Origin of the sequence: Streptomyces davaonensis JCM 4913 (assembly GCF_000349325.1) — a bacterium.
Taxonomy (GTDB): Bacteria; Actinomycetota; Actinomycetes; order Streptomycetales; family Streptomycetaceae; genus Streptomyces; species Streptomyces davaonensis.
Genome location: NC_020504.1, coordinates 5,348,378 through 5,362,109 on the forward strand (window position 1 = coordinate 5,348,378; position 13,732 = coordinate 5,362,109).

The following is a 13,732-nucleotide window of genomic DNA, read 5'->3' on the forward strand; positions in this document are numbered from 1 at the left end:
TGCTCCCATGAAGAGCCCTCTGCTGACCCTGCCCGGCGCCGTCCCCGCCGAGGGCGTGGACGAAGGTGTCGCCGCCCACTACGGCGAACTGTTCCGCGAGCAGCGCGCCCTCGCCGACGGCGCCGGTTTCGTCGACCTCTCGCACCGCGGCGTCGTCGCCGTGACCGGTCCGGACCGGCTGAGCTGGCTGCATCTGCTGCTCACCCAGCACGTCAGCGAGCTGCCCGTGGGCGAGGCCACGGAGGCGCTGATCCTCTCCGCGCACGGCCACATCGAGCACGCGCTGTACCTCGTGGACGACGGCACGACGGTCTGGGCCCATGTCGAGCCCGGCACCCAGGACGCGCTGATCGCCTACCTGGAGTCGATGAAGTTCTTCTACCAGGTCGAGGTCGCCGACCGGACCGCCGACTTCGCCGTGGTGCACCTGCCCGCCGGGTCCATCGCCGAGGTCCCCGAGGGTGTCGTGGTACGCGAGACGGCGTACGGCCGCGACCTCTTCCTCCCGCGCGAGGACCTGGAGTCCTACGCCGCGAAGACCGGGCCCGCGGCCGGGCTGCTCGCCTACGAGGCGCTGCGCGTCGAGCACCACCGCCCGCGGCTCGGCTTCGAGACCGACCACCGCACGATCCCGCACGAGCTGGGCTGGATCGGTACGGCGGTCCATCTCCAGAAGGGCTGCTACCGCGGCCAGGAGACCGTCGCCCGCGTCCAGAACCTCGGCAAGCCGCCGCGGCGGCTGGTCTTCCTGCACCTCGACGGCAGCGAGGTGCACCTCCCGGTCGCCGGTACGGAGATCCGGCTCGCGGAGGAGGGGGCCGACGGGCGGAAGATCGGGTTCATCACGACGTCGGTACGCCATCACGAGCTGGGCCCCGTCGCCCTCGCGCTGGTGAAGCGGAACGTGCCGACGGACGCGGCGCTGGTGGCGGGGGAGACGGCGGCGGCGCAGGAAGTGGTCGTGGAGCCGTAGAGCCCTAGAGCTCCAACTGGACGGTGAACGGGCCGTCGTTGGTCAGGGACACCCGCATCTTGGCGCCGAAGCGGCCCGTCGCCACGGTCGCGCCGAGGGCGCGCAGCTGGGCCACGACCTCGTCGACCAGCGGCTCGGCCACGTCGCCGGGGGCGGCGGCGTTCCAGGTGGGGCGGCGGCCCTTGCGGGCGTCGCCGTAGAGCGTGAACTGGCTGATGACCAGGAGCGGGGCGTCGATGTCGCTGCACGACTTCTCGTCGTCCAGCATGCGGATCGACCAGAGTTTGCGGGCGAGTTGGGCCGCTTTCTCCTTGGTGTCGTCATGGGTCACGCCGACGAGGACGCACAGTCCTTCGCCGACGATCTCTCCGACGGTCTGCCCCTCGACGACGACGCTCGCGCCGTCCACTCTCTGTACCACTGCACGCATGCGGACCATCATGCCGTGCGCCGCGGACCGGCCCGTACGGGGTTTCCGGGAATTCTTTTTTGATCCTTAACCCCCCATCTGGGGCCGATCGGGGCCGATCGGGGGCACTCGGTCACATAGCGGCCACTTGGGGTGGCACGATGCTTCCACACGCCGGTCGAGGGGACGGTAGAGGTACATGAGCACACCGAGTACCGGGGGGCCGCCCGGGGCTGTCTCGTTGACCCGTGCGGGACAGCGAAGTCAGCTGCGGACGCCCGCGCAGCGCACCGCGACGGAGGCGTCGGCGTGGTTGCCGGCGGATCCGCCCGAGCATGAACTGACCGTACTGACCTTGCCCGAGTTGCGCACGCTGCGGCGGGACGCGCAGCGGGACGAGGCGGATCTGAGCTATGTGCGGCGGCTGCTTCAGGGGCGGATCGACATCCTGCGGGCGGAGTTGGCGCGGCGGTCGCCGGTGGGGGCGGCGTCCGTGGTGGAGCGGCTTGCGGAGATCCTGCGGGACGCTCCCGCGCGGCAGCGGTCCTCGGCGCGGCATGTGACGCTCGGGACGCCGCACAGCGAGGAGTACCGGCGGCTGGCGGCGGAGATGCTGGCGGAGGTCGAACTGTCGGACCTCGGGGCCCGCACGGATGCGGAACTGACCGAGGCGATGGCCCGCCTGGTCCGATACGAGCAGCAGGTCTCCCTGCGCCGCCAGACCCTGCAACGGACGACGGACGATTGCAGCGCGGAGATCGCCCGCCGCTACCGAGAGGGCGAGGCCCAGGTGGACGACTTGCTGCTGTGACGGTTTTCGGCCCTGAAGGGGCCTCGTCCTCAAACGCCGGACGGGCTGAAACAGCCCCTCCGGCGTTTGAGGAGCGGGGTCCGGGGCGGAGCCCCGGGATGGGACGGGTAGGGGCGGCGGGGGCGAGGAAATCGGGGCGACACCCCCGGCGGGCCGCGCCTAACGTGAGGTCATGACCCGCGCCGCTGATATCGACGTACGACCGATCACCGAGGCCGAGCTCGCCGGCTGGCATCGTGCCGTGAACACCGGGTTCCTGCGGGAGCCGACGCTCAGCGAGGAGCAACTCGCCGCCAGAGATCCCTGGTTCGTTCCCGGTCGGCTCCTCGGGGCCTTCGACCGGGATCGTTGCGTCGCCACCTTCCGGTCCTTCGATCAGCGGCTCACCACCGTCGGCGGCACCGCCGTCCCCTCCGACGCCATCACCAACGTCACCGTTTCCCCCACCCACCGCCGCCGCGGCCTCCTCAGCCGCATGATGGAGCGCGACCTCACCGCCGCGAAGGAGCGCGGAGACGCCGTCGCCACCCTCATCGCCGCCGAGTACCCGATCTACGGCCGCTACGGCTTCGGCCCCGCCACCACCATGGCCGAGTGGACGATCGACGTACCCCGCACCGGCCTCGATCCCCGCTGGTCCGGCCCCGAGGACGGCGGAAGGATCGACCTGATCGACGCCCCGGACGTCCGCAAGCTCGGCCCGGAACTGCACGAGCGCCTGCGCCGCACGCAGCCCGGAGCCGTCAGCCGGGACGACCTGTGGTGGCAGCTCACCACCGGCGCGGTGCGGTTCTTCAACACCTTCAAGGAACCCCACTACGCCGTGTACCGCTCGCAGTCCGGCGAGGTCGAGGGCATGGTGGCGTACACGTCCGACGACCACTGGGGCGACGGCAAACAGCCGCTCAACACGGCGACCGTGAAGTGGCTGATCGGAGTGACCCCGGCCGCGGAACGCGCCCTGTGGCAGTACCTGTGCTCCATCGACTGGATCACCACCGTCAAGACCGGCTGGCGCGCGCCCGACGACCTGCTGCCGCACTTCCTCCCCGATCCCCGCGCCGCCCGGATCACCTCCCAGGCCGACTGGATGTGGGTGCGGATCCTCGACGTCGTCCGGGCCATGGAGGCGAGGACGTACGCGGGCGCGGGGTCAGTGGTGCTGGACGTCGTGGACGGCGGCGGGCGCTACCGGCTGGAGGCCGCCGCGGACGGCACCGGAGCCTGCGCGGCCACCACCGACACCGCCGATCTCGGCATCACCCTCTCCGACCTCGCCACACTCTGGCTCGGCGACGAGTCCGCCGTACGGCTCGCCGCGCTCGGCCGGGTCCGGGAAGAACGAGCGGGCGCCGCCCGTGTGGCCGACGCCCTGCTGCGTACGTCCAGGCGGCCTTGGTGCCCGGACCTGTTCTGAGCTCCTCTCGCCGACGACAGGCCTTGTCCTCCGTACTCATCCGTAGCGTGCTCTTCAGTTGTGGTTGTTGTGCATCGTGCTGACTGAACCGGGCTCCCGGCTCCCCTCCGGAAGGGAGCCCGGCCAGCCGATCCTGTGCCAGATCGCCAACCCCCTGAAAGTTTGACCATGTTGCATAAGTTGGCGACCAACTTCACTGTACTTATGACCGCGTAGAAGCGTCTCATAACCACCTTTCAGTGAACTGCCCAAAGATGGCGGGAAGTTGTACTGTTTGGCCGTGGACCCGAAACACGCCTCCGTCAATGGACGGAAGAGGTCACCGCGGCCACAGAAGTCACATCGCGAAGTGGCCGACGAGCTGCGCGCCCGGATCCGCTCCGGCGAACTCCAGCCCGGCCAGCGCATGCCCACCCAGGCCCGGCTGGCCGACGAGTTCGGCGTGGAACGGGGAGCCGTACGGCAGGCCCTGCGCATCCTTCAGTCCGAGCACCTGCTCATCAATGTGTCCAAGGGCAGCCCCGCCACCGTCGCCCCGGACCTCGGCAGGGCGCTGACCGGCCCCGGAGCCCCGCCGCAGCCCACCATGGTGGCGCTCGCGCCCCGCGCCGCGGCTGCCTTCGCCGCTCCGCACGTCGAGATCGACGCCCTCTGTCTGACCGCCGTCTCGCTCACCCTCGCCCTCGGCGAACCGCTGCGCCAGATCCACGCCGGACAGCTGAAACCGGCCAAGGTCGACGTCCGGGTCCTGCTGCCGAGCCGGCGTATCGACCTCGCCTTTCCGACCCCGGTCGACGCCACGGCCGCGGGCCGGCTGCGCCGCCGCTGGCTGGCCCAGCGCAATGCCCAGGGCCAGGTGCTCCAGCACAATCTGCTGGCGCTGCGGGCGACGCACGGCATCGATGTGCAGGTCACCTTTCGCGCGCTGCCCTTCACCCCGCCGGTGAAGCTGTACCTGCTCAACGGCGTGGAGGCGCTCTTCGCGTACTACATGGTGACGCGCCGCGAGGAGGAGATCGACCACGAGTTCCTGGAGCTGTACGACGCCGAGGGCACCCAGTCCATGCTGTTCGCGTTTGAGCAGGGCGCCGGGCTGCGCGACACCACGTTCGTGGAGCAGTCCCATCTGTGGTTCAACTCGTTATGGGAGACGATCAGTTCGGATCTGGAGCTGACCAGCTGAGCAGCTGGTCACAGGGCCGGCCCCGAGACCAGCAGGGCCAGCACCACGGCTCCGGCGGAGCTGACCGCCGGGCTCTTGGCCTTGATACCTATCGTGAGCAGGAGCAGACCGACGATGCCGGTGGTGCCGTACTTGACTTCGATAGTCTGTTCGATGCCGACGACGAGAATTGCGGCGAGGAGGGCGATGGCAGGCATGGTGGTTCCCCCTTCTGGTGCTCCAACTTGAGGTAAAGCTTCCGCCAACTCGGCCAAGTTGGTACCAACTCTGCTTATGTTGTCCCCACTTGGTTACAGGTAATAAACAAGTTCCAGACAACTCCCCGTAGATGGAGTGGAGTTGTAGCGTTTGGTCGTGACACAGGAGAACGTGGCAGTGAACGGCAGCAGAAGGCTCTCCCCCCAGGAGATCGCCGACATCCTGCGGGAGCGGATCCGCGCCGGCGAGCTCAAGGCGGGCGACCGCCTGCCCACCCAGGCGGAACTCGCCGAGGAGTTCAACGTCGAGCGCGGCACCGTCCGGCAGGCCCTGCGCGCGCTCCAGGAGGACGGCCTGCTCAGCAACGTCAGCAAGGGCAGCCCGCCGCGGATCGCCGTCCCGGCGCCCGCCCTGGGCGAGCCCCAGCCGACGATGGTCGGACTGGCCCCGCGGCTGGTCGAGGCGTTCGCCGCCCGGCACGTGAGCGTGGACGTCGTCTCCCACTCCGCCGAGACCCTGATGCTGGCTCTCGGCGATCCGCTGCGCCGGATCCACGAGGGCACCCTGCGCCCGGAGTCGATCGACGTCCGCATCCTGCTGCCCTCCCGCGACATCACGCTGGCCTTCCCCGTCCTGATCGAGGGCGACGCCGACGACGACTCCCTGCACCGGCGCTGGCTGGGCATCCGCAACGCCCAGGCCCAGGTCCTGCGCCACAACCTCCAGGCCGTCCGCGCCACCCACGGCATCGACGTGCACGTCACCTTCCGCGCGCTGCCCTTCACCCCGCCGGTGAAGCTCTACCTACTCAACGGCGAGGAGGCGCTGATCGGGTACTACGTGGTCACGGAGCGCGAGGAGGAGTACGAGAGCAGGACCCTGGAGATGTACGACGCGGTCGGCGCCCAGTCCCTGCTGTTCTCCTTCGCCAAGCAGGCCGCTGACCGTGATGGAGCCTTCGTGGAGGAATCCCAGAAGTGGTTCGACGCCCTCTGGGAAACCATCTCCACTGAGCTGACACTCTCCTAGTGACCTCTGAGACGCAGGCTGAAGCGGTGACCGAACGGACCGAGAACGACCCCGAGGAACTCCGGAACCTGATCAGCAACGCCCGCGTGGTGCTCTGGGACTTCGACGGGCCCGTCTGCCGTCTGTTCGCCGGGCACACGGCGGAGCGGGTGGCGACCGAATTGGTGGAGTGGCTGGAAGGGCGCGGTCTGCGCAGTCTGCTCACGGCCGACGAACGCAAGTCCCCCGACCCGCAGATCGTGCTACGCGCCGTGGACCGCCGCCACCCGGGCAGCGACCTGGTCGCCGAGCTGGAGGAACGTTTGACCAAGGAGGAGCTGCGGGCCGCCGTCTCCGCCATGCCGACGCCGTACGCCGATCCGCTGATCCGCACCTGGACCGCGGTCGGCTCCCGGCTGGCCGTCGCCACCAACAACTCGCCGCGGGTGGTGCGCAGTTACCTCGCGAGCCGGGGGCTCACCTCCTGCTTCAACCCGCACATCTACGGCCGCACCCAGCAGTTGAACCACCTCAAGCCCGATCCGCACTGTCTGAACCGCGCCCTGAACGCGATGGGCGCGGCCCCCAAAGCGGCGCTGATGATCGGCGACACCCCCTCCGACTACCTCGCCGCCCGGAGCGCGGGAGTTCCGTTCCTGGGCTACGCGCGTAACGGCTACAAGGAGCGGCTGCTGCGGGACGCGGGGGCGCGGTGGGTCGTCGACTCGCTGTGGCCGGTGCTTCGAGCGGTTCGGGACCAGGGCTGACCCCCGCGTGCGCTACGCTTCGCGCACCGCCTGAGCGGACGCTCTGTTTCGCTCGTATTCAGGGCCATGGAGTCGGCGAGAACCAGCCAGTCTCCGACGGCCCGGCCGGCCGGTGCGTGAAGAGTCGCAAACCACCCGATGCGGCTACTCAAGCCCTCCTCCGGTCGCGCCTGCTACAACGCGCACTTAACGTCTGCCATACCTTCCGTGTCCTGCGTGAACATCCGGAGCGGCCCGTGGGCGCACCACCTCTTCCCGGCCCCTTCCCCGGGGAACGCCCAGCGTCCGCCGCCGTCCGCGCCTTTGTCGCGCAGGCCGCCCGGCGGGGCCGCTCCAGCAGCGGCCACCACAACCGCAACTACGTCCTTCCGCTCACCATGGACATGGCCCGCAGGCTCGACCGTGAGCCCGGTACGCAGGTCACCGTGCGGATGCGGCGGCCCGGGGCGCTGCGCGTGGTGATCCGGACCTGGGAGGACGAACCGGAGATCCTGGCGGCCGTACGCAAGCAGCTGCCGCAGGTACCGCAATGCCTCGCCAAGGAACCGGACTTCGCCGTCCACAGCTATGTGGAGGGCACCACGCTCGCCGACGTGTGCCCCGACGACAAGCCCCTGGACACCCTGCTGGTGAAGGCCCTGGCCGAGGTGTTCGCCGGGATGGCGCAGGTACGGCGGGAGGCGCTGCCCCGACTCCCCGCGGACTGGCCGCGCAACGACAAGGACAGCCAGGGCTTCCTGCGGACGCTGGCGCACCTGGCCGACCGGCAGATCCGGCAGCCCAACTGGCGTGAGTTCGGCGGCCTGTTCGCCGCCCTCGGCATCCCCGAGGACGCCCTGGTCAGGCTCGCCGACCGGGTCCCGGCGATGGCCAGACGGCCGTACGCCCTGCTCCACACAGACCTCCACCGCAAGAACCTGGTCCTGCCGTTCGCCGCCGAGCCACCGCTGTTCTGCGTCGACTGGGAGCTGGCCTCCTACGGCGATCCGCTGCACGACCTCGCCACCCATCTGGTGCGGATGCGCTACCCCCTTCACCAGTGGGAGGAGGTCATCGAGGCGTGGGCCGAGGCGCTGCGGCGGGCCCGGCCCGGCGCCCTCAACGGCCTGCACCGGGACCTCGACCACTACGTCGACTTCGAGCGCGCGCAGTCCCTCTACCCGGACGTCATGCGGGCCGCGGCCTCCCTGCGGGACCGGACCGACGACGAGAGCCTCGCCGAGGCGACGGCACAGGTGCGCGATGCGCTGGAGGTCGCCGCCCGGCCGCTGGGGCTCGGCAACCTCCCCGGTGAGCCGGAGATCGGGCGGATCCTGTACCGCTGGCGCGAGGCGAGGGACGCGAGCCGTAAGCCGCAGGCCCGGATCAGGGACTGGGACCCCGAGCGCCTCGTCCCGGAACACCCCCGGTTCTCGAGCGCGGCCGTGTACGAGGCCCTGCACGCGGAGGGCGCCGCCCCCGCCGGGCGGGTCTTCAAGGGCACCGGGCATCTGAACTCGGTGGTCCGGGTGCCCGGAGTGGACTTCCCGGTGGTGGTCCGGCGCAAGGTGGCGGACGCCTGCCGCCGCGAGCGGGGCTTTCTGAGCGAGCACGCCGTGCTGCGGGCCATCGAGCGCTCGGGGCTGCCGATCGCGGCCCCGAAGTTCCTGGCGCTGGGCACGAGTTATCAGAGTGAACCTTTCGCCATCCACACCTACGAGGGCCCGCAGGACATCGAGCGGCCCCCCGGCCACCCCGTGCACGGGCTGCTGCCGCACGAGGCCGACCGCCTCGTCGACCAGCTCGGCGCGCTGACCCGGGTGAACTTCCGGGAGGTCGACCCGGCCGCCGGTGAGGGCCGCTTCTACACCTGGCTCAGCGAGCAGCTCGTCCTGCTCGTGTCCGAGCTGCCGAAGGAGTCCCAGCGGCTCGCCCGGCTCCTCGGCCTGCCCGACGCCCCGCGCCTCAGCCAGATCCTCGCCCGGCACCAGGTCAGCGAGCGCCGACCCGCCCTCCTCCACGGCGACCTCAACCCCTGGAACCTGGTCCGCCGCTCCGACGAGCTGGCGCTGACCCTCATCGACTGGGAGATGGCGGTCGTCGGCGATCCGCTCTACGACCTGGTCCGGCACATGCACCTCACCCCGACCCGCCCGGAGATCCGGGACCGGATGTTCGAGCGCTGGTCGAAGCGGCTGGGCGCGGAGTTCACGGTCGACTGGTGGCGGGACTGGCGGGTCTACCGCTGGATCGAGATCGTCCGCTCGGCCTACATCGACCTCGACCGCCTGGTCACCGGTGACAGCCTGGACGCCCCCAACGTCCGGCGCGCGGTGGACTCGTACGGCATGACCCTGGCCGCGGCGATCGGCTCGCTCGGCCTGCCGACCCGCCCGACGGCGAACCCGCATCTGGTCCGGGCCCTGGCCTGACCACGCCCGGGTCTGCGTAGGCTCGATGTATGAGTGAGACCGGGTTGCGGGAGCGGAAGCGGCGGCGGATGTACGAGGCCGTCTCGGAGGTGGCGATCCGGCTGTTTCTGGAAAAGGGCTTCGACGCGGTGTCGGTCGCCGAGGTGGCGGCCGCGGCGGAGATCTCCAAGCCGACGCTCTTCCGGTACTTCCCGGCCAAGGAGGATCTGGTGCTGTACCGGATCTCCGACCACGAGGACGAGTCGGCGCGGGTGGTCAGGGAGGCGGCCGGGGGGTCGCCCGTGGACGCGCTGCGGCTGCACTTCCTGGCGGGACTCGATCGGTGCGATCCCGTCACCGGGCTCAACGACCACCCCCAGGTGCTCGCTTTCCACTCCCTGCTCTACGGCACTCCGGCGCTGGTCGCCCGCGCGTACACGCATCAGCAGCGGTCCGAGGCCGCCCTCGCCGAGGCGCTCGGCGGCGACCTGGACGCCCGGCTGGCCGCCGGGCAGATCATGGCCGTCCAGCGGATTCTGGCGCTGGAGAACTGGCGGCGGATCTCGGAGGGGGAGCGGGTGGAGGACGTGCGGGGGGATGCGGTGGCGGCGGCTGAGCGGGCGTTCGGGCGGTTGGTGTCGCAACTTGGCTGAGGCTCGGTAAAAAATTTAACTCGGTTACGTTTTTCGCGTACGCTCGGTGGGATGACAGCCGACGACCCCTCCCTCCGTGATCTCCTGCGCACCGAACGCTCCCACCACGACCGCTGCCGTGCCGCCCTCGACGCGATGGTCACCGGCGCCGATGAGCAGGTCGTCGTCGGTGAGGACGTCTCCGCCTCCGGGGCCGATGCCGAGGTGCTCGGGTACCGGCTGCGCAGTCGGGCCAAGGCGATGCGGGAACTGCCCGAGGGGCCGCTGTTCTTCGGGCGGCTGGACTTTCGCGGGGGAGCCCATGCCGGGCAGAGCTACCACGTCGGCCGGTTGCGGATCACCGAGGATCCGGCCGCCCCGCCGCTGGTTGTTGATTGGCGGGCGCCCGTCTCCCGGGCCTTCTACCAGGCGAGCGCACGCGAACCCCAAGGCGTGGCCGTGCGGCGGCGGTTCGGGTGGGCGCCGGGCAGCCGTGGGGCCTCCGCCGATCTCACCGGGCTGGAGGACGAGCATCTGGAGCGGGGAGAGTCGCAGGTCAGCGAGATCGTCACGCGGGAGATCGAGCGGCCCCGGGTCGGGCCCATGCGGGACATCGCCGCGACCATCCAGCCCGAGCAGGACGACCTCGTCCGCGCCGATCTCACCGTCTCGGTCTGTGTGCAGGGCGCGCCGGGCACCGGCAAGACGGCGGTGGGCCTGCACCGGGCCGCGTATCTCCTCTACACCCACCCCCAGCGCATCCAGCGCTCCGGGCTGCTGATCCTCGGCCCCAACCGGACCTTCCTCGGCTATGTCTCCGAGGTGCTGCCCGCGCTCGGCGAGACGGGTGTCCGCCAGTCGACCCTGCTGGAGGAGATCGCGCGGGGCCCCGCCAAGGGCACCGACTCGGGGCGGGCGGCCGTCGTCAAGCACGACGCCCGGATGGCGGAGGTGCTGCGGCGGGCCCTGTACGCGCGTGTGGTGGAGGGCGGCGCGGGTGACCTGGTCGTGCCGGACGGTTCGTACCGCTGGCGGGTCGGCGAGGCCGAACTCGCGCGGATCGTCCGGGAGGTGCGAGCCGAGGAACTGCCGTACAGGGTCGGCCGGGAGCGGGTGCGCACGCGGATCGTGGCGGCGCTGCGGCAGCGGGCGGAGCGGCGGGCGGGGCCGCGGCCGAACGCCTGGGTGCGCGCGATGGCGGGGGCGCGGGGCGCGGGGCCGTACGTCGACGCGGTGTGGCCGAAGGTGCGACCGGAGGAGGTGCTGGCCGAACTGCTCACGGGGCAGGAGGTGTTGGCGCAGGCTGCCGGTGAACTGCTGGACGCCGACGAGCAGAAGGCGATCCTGTGGACCGGGCCGCCGCGCTCCTGGAAGTCGGCGCGCTGGTCACCGGCGGACCTGGTCCTCCTCGACGAGTTGTCGGGCCTGATGGAACACCCTCAGGGCTACGGCCACATCGTGGTCGACGAGGCCCAGGACCTGTCCGCGATGGAGTGCCGGGCGATCGCCCGCCGGGCGCCCTTCGGCTCGCTCACGATCCTGGGCGACCTGGCTCAGGGAACGACACCGTGGGCGGCCCGCTCTTGGGACCCCCTGCTCGCCCACCTGGGTAAGCCGGACGCGGCGCTGATCCCCCTGACCACGGGTTTCCGCATGCCCGCGGCCGTGGCGGAACTGGCCAACCGCCTCCTCCCGCACCTCGACGTGGACGTACCGGCGGCGCGTTCCCTGCGCGCGGACGGCGAACTGACCCTGCACCGGACCGACCCGGGCGAGGTGCCGGGCACGGTCGCGAAGGCGGTGCACCAAGCCCTCGCCCAGGAGGGCGCCATCGGCGTGATCGCCGCGGACGCGGACATCCCCCGCCTGCGCGACGCCCTCCCTGCCGACCCCCGAGTCACCCTGACCCCGGCCGGTCTCTGCAAGGGGCTCGAATACGACCACGTGATCGTCGTCGAGCCCACCACCATCGCGGAGTCGGAGGAACGGGGCCTGCACCGCCTGTACGTGGCCCTGACTCGGGCAGTGTCACGGCTCGAGGTGGTGCAGACGACGGAGTTGCCGTTCTGAGCCGGTCGTCTCGGGCCGGTCTATTCGGGCCGGTCGGTCAGCAGGTCGGCCACCCGGACGAACCCGTCCGTGCCGTGGCCCTGGGCCACGACCCGGCGGGCGTAGCCCTCGATCAGGCGCATCAGGCTCGCGTCGATGCCGTGGGACTCCGAGGCGTGGACGACGTGGGACATGGTGGAGACGGCGGAGGTGATCGGGTTCAGCTCGCCGGAGTACGTGGCCTCGTCCAGGTCCGTCGCGAACTCCGTGAACAGGGCCGGCAGGATCGCCGCGATGCCTCCGGCGAAGGGCGCCAGCTCACGGCCCGTGACGCCCTCGGCGCGGGCCACCGCGAGGGCGTGCGCGTAGCCCGCCATCGCCGTCCAGAAGATGTCGAGCAGGGCGACGTCGTAGGCCGCGGCCCGGCCGATGTCCTCGCCGAGGTGGGTGTGGCTGCCGCCCAGGACGGCGAGCGTCGGGTGGTGCCGGTCGTAGAGGTCCTTCGGGCCGCTCAGGATGAACACCGCGTCCGGCGTCCCGATGCTCGGCGTCGGGGTCATGATCGCGCCGTCGAGATAGGAGATCCCGTGCGCGTCCGCCCACTCCGCGGTGGACCGCGAGCGGTCCGGGATGTCGGCGGTGAGGTTGACGACCGTACGGCCCTTCAGCGCGGCGGTGGCCTCGTCCTGGCGCAGGATCGCGTCGGAGGCGTCGTAGTTCACGACGCAGACCACGGTCAGCGGGCTCGCCGCGACCGCCTCCGCCGCCGTACCCGCGCTGATCGCACCGGCGGCGACCAGGTCACGGTCGCGGCCCGGCGTACGGTTCCACACCGTGGTCCGCACCCCCGCCGCGACGAAGGCACCGGCCAGCGCGCGGCCCATCGGACCGAGGCCGATGACCGTGACGGCGGACTCGGTGACGGCAGACTGGTCGTACGTGGACATGCTTCTTCAACTCCCATAAGCGAATACGTGCGTATAAAAAGGGGCGATGATGACGCGCAGCCGTGCTCATGATCCGAACGTCTGTGGAGTGACCGCCGCGATCGCGGTGATCGACGGCAAGTGGAAGACGGGCGTGTTGTGGCTGCTGGAATCAGGCCCGCAGCGCCCCGGTGAACTGCGGCGCAAACTCCCCGGACTCAGCGAGAAGGTGCTGACGCAGGCGTTGCGCGAGATGGTGGAGGACGGTCTGGTGCACCGGGAGGTGCATGACGTGCTCCCGCTGAAGACGGTCTACTCGCTGACCGACTTCGGCCGTGAACTCTCCGAACTCCTCGGCCCCCTCTCCGACTGGGGTCACCGCCGGCTGGAGCGGCTGGCGGCTTCCTGATCAGGTGACTTCAGCCTCGCCGCTGCGCGGGGCGGTGCCAAGTACCCACTTTTTTGTGGGTACGGGCGGTCACAGGTAGTCGAAGAAACGCGTCCACCAGGTCGCCCCGGGGACGTGGTCGGGGAGGCGGGTCACCCCGTCGTACGGGCGCCGGAGCAGATGCGGCGGTACGACGTCGTAGCCGAGCCCGGAGAGCACCGCCTCGGCCTGCGCGTCCGGCGTCGGTGCGGTGAACGCGGCGAGATCGCCGTAGTTGCTCAGCCGTACCCCGAAGCCGGGGCCGCTCACGGTGAAGCCGAAGGAGGCGTCCTGCACGGCGTCGTCCAGCAGGCATTCCGGGCCGAGTGCGGCGGCGAGACGGAGGGCCCGGGCTCGCACGGGGGCGCGGTCGTAGCCATCCGGGAACTCCAGATGGTCCGGTCCTGCGAGCCGGTCCAGGGTGTGCAGCAGATCGAGAAGCCGCAGGTCGTCGTGCATGGCGGGCAGCTTACGGCGGGGCATGTCACAGCGGGGTGGGGCTGTCTCGTCCCAGGGAGTGAAAGGCGGGTACACGGAGAGCG

14 protein-coding genes are annotated in these 13,732 nt (G+C 70.8%); 10 read left to right on the forward strand and 4 right to left on the reverse strand.

The window, feature by feature from the left end:
• The first annotated feature begins 7 nt into the window (after window positions 1–7).
• Window positions 8–973, forward strand: a complete 966-nt coding sequence (gene ygfZ / locus BN159_RS23715) for a CAF17-like 4Fe-4S cluster assembly/insertion protein YgfZ (protein ID WP_015659528.1) — start codon at window positions 8–10, stop codon at window positions 971–973.
• A 4-nt stretch (window positions 974–977) separates the two neighbouring features.
• On the opposite strand, the gene dtd is transcribed toward ygfZ, so the two are convergent.
• Entirely contained in the window at window positions 978–1,403 is a 426-nt protein-coding gene (gene dtd / locus BN159_RS23720) for a D-aminoacyl-tRNA deacylase (protein WP_041821779.1), read from the reverse strand.
• 178 nt (window positions 1,404–1,581) lie between these two features.
• Here dtd and BN159_RS23725 point away from each other — a divergent pair, with 178 nt between their 5' ends.
• The 3 genes from BN159_RS23725 (at window position 1,582) to BN159_RS23735 (ending at window position 4,793) form a co-directional block, all read left to right on the forward strand.
• Window positions 1,582–2,193 (forward strand): RsiG family protein, encoded by a 612-nt coding sequence (locus BN159_RS23725; RefSeq protein WP_015659530.1) that lies wholly within the window; start codon window positions 1,582–1,584, stop codon window positions 2,191–2,193.
• A 172-nt stretch (window positions 2,194–2,365) separates the two neighbouring features.
• Complete coding sequence (locus BN159_RS23730; RefSeq protein ID WP_015659531.1) at window positions 2,366–3,610, forward strand: GNAT family N-acetyltransferase; 1,245 nt, start codon at window positions 2,366–2,368, stop codon at window positions 3,608–3,610.
• Between the two features lie 274 nt (window positions 3,611–3,884).
• Window positions 3,885–4,793: a winged helix-turn-helix domain-containing protein gene (locus tag BN159_RS23735; protein ID WP_078598866.1), complete on the forward strand. Its 909-nt coding sequence runs from the start codon at window positions 3,885–3,887 to the stop codon at window positions 4,791–4,793.
• An 8-nt stretch (window positions 4,794–4,801) separates the two neighbouring features.
• Here the strand turns inward: BN159_RS23735 and BN159_RS23740 are convergent, their stop codons facing one another.
• Window positions 4,802–4,990, reverse strand: a complete 189-nt coding sequence (locus tag BN159_RS23740) for a hypothetical protein (RefSeq protein WP_015659533.1) — start codon at window positions 4,988–4,990, stop codon at window positions 4,802–4,804.
• A gap of 151 nt (window positions 4,991–5,141) precedes the next feature.
• Between BN159_RS23740 and BN159_RS23745 the strand changes: the two genes are divergently transcribed.
• The 5 genes from BN159_RS23745 (at window position 5,142) to BN159_RS23765 (ending at window position 11,858) form a co-directional block, all read left to right on the forward strand.
• Window positions 5,142–6,020 carry a GntR family transcriptional regulator gene (locus BN159_RS23745; RefSeq protein WP_041819732.1) on the forward strand — a complete coding sequence of 293 codons (879 nt, stop codon included), beginning with the start codon at window positions 5,142–5,144 and terminating at the stop codon, window positions 6,018–6,020.
• Between the two features lie 26 nt (window positions 6,021–6,046).
• Window positions 6,047–6,766, forward strand: a complete 720-nt coding sequence (locus BN159_RS23750; RefSeq protein WP_231905647.1) for an HAD family hydrolase — start codon at window positions 6,047–6,049, stop codon at window positions 6,764–6,766.
• A 236-nt stretch (window positions 6,767–7,002) separates the two neighbouring features.
• Window positions 7,003–9,177 (forward strand): phosphotransferase family protein, encoded by a 2,175-nt coding sequence (locus BN159_RS23755; protein ID WP_015659536.1) that lies wholly within the window; start codon window positions 7,003–7,005, stop codon window positions 9,175–9,177.
• 29 nt (window positions 9,178–9,206) lie between these two features.
• Window positions 9,207–9,809 (forward strand): TetR/AcrR family transcriptional regulator, encoded by a 603-nt coding sequence (locus tag BN159_RS23760; protein ID WP_015659537.1) that lies wholly within the window; start codon window positions 9,207–9,209, stop codon window positions 9,807–9,809.
• Window positions 9,810–9,860: 51 nt separating this feature from the next.
• Window positions 9,861–11,858 (forward strand): HelD family protein, encoded by a 1,998-nt coding sequence (locus tag BN159_RS23765; protein WP_015659538.1) that lies wholly within the window; start codon window positions 9,861–9,863, stop codon window positions 11,856–11,858.
• A gap of 20 nt (window positions 11,859–11,878) precedes the next feature.
• Here BN159_RS23765 and BN159_RS23770 read toward each other — a convergent pair whose 3' ends face one another.
• Window positions 11,879–12,784: an NAD(P)-dependent oxidoreductase gene (locus BN159_RS23770; protein ID WP_015659539.1), complete on the reverse strand. Its 906-nt coding sequence runs from the start codon at window positions 12,782–12,784 to the stop codon at window positions 11,879–11,881.
• 49 nt (window positions 12,785–12,833) lie between these two features.
• Here BN159_RS23770 and BN159_RS23775 point away from each other — a divergent pair, with 49 nt between their 5' ends.
• Window positions 12,834–13,172 carry a winged helix-turn-helix transcriptional regulator gene (locus tag BN159_RS23775; RefSeq protein WP_015659540.1) on the forward strand — a complete coding sequence of 113 codons (339 nt, stop codon included), beginning with the start codon at window positions 12,834–12,836 and terminating at the stop codon, window positions 13,170–13,172.
• Window positions 13,173–13,241: 69 nt separating this feature from the next.
• On the opposite strand, the gene BN159_RS23780 is transcribed toward BN159_RS23775, so the two are convergent.
• A complete protein-coding gene (locus tag BN159_RS23780) occupies window positions 13,242–13,649 on the reverse strand; it encodes a hypothetical protein (protein WP_041821784.1) in 408 nt (135 codons plus the stop codon).
• Window positions 13,650–13,732 lie beyond the last annotated feature (83 nt).